Raw genomic sequence first — 2,049 nt, forward strand, 5'->3', positions numbered from 1 at the left:
CCTCACCTCAAAACTTTCCAATCATTAAAAGTAATGAGTATTATGAAAATTTCATTATTATCCATACTAGAAGTAAGGGCTGCAAAGATGGAACTTTTATTGTAGGACCCTCTACATGTTCAGAATTACTTCCAACGCAAATTGGAGGAATAATAAACGATAGTAATTTAATTATAAATAAAGAAGAGGTTCGAAATTATTACGATTCGCTTCCAATAATAAAGAATTTAACTTTGATTCATATAAGTGTCTTACTGTATTATCTCATCTATAAAAAAAAATTAGATGTAACTACTGTTCAGCAAAAAAACAACCTCTTTGAAAACACTGACTATGATTTGTATGTTTCAATGCGTCAAGAGAATAGTTTTATTCATCATGATTTTGCAACGGAAAAGAAGTTTTTTAAGTGGATTGGAAATGGAGATAAAAAAGAGATGCTGAAGCATTATTGCGCATTAGACCAAAGTACATTTGGAATTTTATCATTAACCAGTGAGGTGAGAAATAGAAAATATTTTTCCATCTCTATGATTACTTTAGCTTGTAGATATGCCATTGAAGGAGGTCTTCCTTCAGAAATTGCTTACGCGCTGAGTGACTTATATATACAAAGTTTAGACAAGTTAAATAACTTAAAAGATATTAATAGACTATTAGAGGAAGTTTTATGTGCTTATGCAGATTATGTAAATGAATATAGAACAAAAAAATATTCTCAAACTATTCTCGCTTGCCAAAACTATATTACTAGAAATCTTTATCAAGAAATATCGCTCAAAGATCTTGCCGATCATATTCATATGCACCCTAACTATCTATCTACATTGTTTAAAAAAGAAGTAGGGATCTCTTTAAGTATATATATACAACAAGAGAAAATAGAAGAGGCAAAAAGACTCTTAGCTCTAACTGCACATTCTCTAACAGATATCTATAGTTTGCTTAACTTTGCTGATCAAAGTTATTTTACAAGGGTATTCAAAAAAAACACTGGCTATACACCAAAACTATTTCGACAGAAACATTCCATATTGTGAACTACCCCCCACCTAAATTCTAACGAATTTTGAAGTGGGGGCTTCTCAGTTTCACGACGAAAGCAAACTTTCGTCTCCCTGATCGTTACTTCGGGTTATTCCACTCCTAGATGTCCAACGTTTAGACATTCTTTTTTACGATTGATATTTTACGCAGGAACCAAACGGCTTGGTTTTTGTACTTTGTTTTCTTCCTGCAACCTTATATATCAAGTTATCAAAGAACTTTATGTGTTTAGTTTATCAAAAACCTTTTGACTGTTCCGAAACGATATTTCTATATTTTTAATTTCATATAACCCCTCATTCCAATCAATCCTCTAGCTAGCCCCAAAACTTTCACCAAGCTTTTCTCTTTTCTCTAGCAGCTGCTACTTCTTCCTGAGCCGACATAATAGCCCGTTTCGTTTCCTGCATTTCTCTAATAACATTCATAAGATTTTCGTCTCTTTGTTCTGAATTCTTTCCTCACGTTCCCTTTGCTCCCTCGCACTTTCTTCAATCAACTTATTCCTTGGATCTATGCGATCCCCTGGTCTTCGCTCTATTTCCAAAAGATTTCTTTGTTGCTCCCGGTTTATCTGTTCTATCATAGCGCTATATTTCTGTTGGAATTGATGTTGGATGGGGTAAGGAATCAGATCTGTTTCCTGGATTTCTTCTTCATTACTAACGCTTCCCAATTGCTTCACAATTATTTTAGCTGTTTTCTTAAACACTCCCAATATCTAAATATTAGGTAATTATCCAAGCTTTTATCATTTTCGGACAGAAGACTCCTTCCTCAAAAATGTGAAGGTGTGAAACACCAATTTTAGGTGGGAGATGAATGACGGTAGGCGTAAGCCTACTTATTTTGTATACTATTAAGAAGAATGCTAGAAAGTGAGGTGCAATCAATGTTAATAAATAAAGCATATAAATTTCGTATTTACCCGAACAAAAGACAAGAAATCTTAATTGCGAAAACTATTGGTTGTAGTCGATTTGTGTTCAATCGCTTCCTTAC

2 protein-coding genes and 1 pseudogene are annotated in these 2,049 nt (G+C 33.5%); 2 read left to right on the top strand and 1 reads right to left on the bottom strand.

The window, feature by feature from the left end; all coding sequences use genetic code 11:
- The coding region (locus tag AC1DTM_RS23980) for a helix-turn-helix domain-containing protein (RefSeq protein WP_477001056.1) at window positions 1–1,040 on the top strand (1,040 nt) is incomplete at its 5' end.
- A gap of 339 nt (window positions 1,041–1,379) precedes the next feature.
- Here the strand turns inward: AC1DTM_RS23980 and AC1DTM_RS23985 are convergent.
- A pseudogene (locus AC1DTM_RS23985) lies at window positions 1,380–1,753 on the bottom strand (DUF3967 domain-containing protein); the annotation flags it as partial.
- A 186-nt stretch (window positions 1,754–1,939) separates the two neighbouring features.
- Between AC1DTM_RS23985 and AC1DTM_RS23990 the strand changes: the two are divergent.
- Window positions 1,940–2,049, top strand: a 110-nt coding sequence (locus tag AC1DTM_RS23990) for a helix-turn-helix domain-containing protein (RefSeq protein ID WP_477001057.1), incomplete at its 3' end; no start/stop codon positions are given.

The sequence above is a fragment of the Bacillus sp. P4_D3 genome (assembly GCF_056401855.1).